The organism is Pelomonas lactea (genome assembly GCF_043555885.1).
GTDB lineage: Bacteria > Pseudomonadota > Gammaproteobacteria > Burkholderiales > Burkholderiaceae_C > Pelomonas > Pelomonas lactea.
The window spans coordinates 1-278 of record NZ_JBIGHX010000042.1; the positions used below are offsets into that span (position 1 = coordinate 1).

The 278-nt window shown below is 69.4% G+C and carries 1 protein-coding gene; it reads right to left on the bottom strand.

Going from position 1 to position 278, the window contains the following annotated elements; genetic code table 11:
• Nucleotides 1–278 (bottom strand): phosphoenolpyruvate carboxylase (locus ACG04Q_RS25655; RefSeq protein WP_394514717.1); only part of this gene is annotated, 278 nt, incomplete at both ends.

Here is a 278-nt window from a genome sequence, read left to right on the forward strand (position 1 = left end):
TGCTCCAGCAGGCCGGCGACGGCACGCTCGGCGTCCAGGATGCTCTTGCGCTGTACTTCGGTCGGGTGGGCCGTCAGCACCGGCGAGATGAAGCCGCGCTGCAGCACCTCGGCGATCTCGGTCGGGCGGATGCCGGCCTCGTGCAGATGCTCCAGGCAGTAGGCCAGCGAGTCGGGCTGCAGGCTGCCGGCGCGCTCGTGCACGTCGCGGCGGCGGATGTGGTGGCGATCCTCGGCAATGTTGGCCAGGTGCGAGAAATAGCTGAACGCGCGGATGAC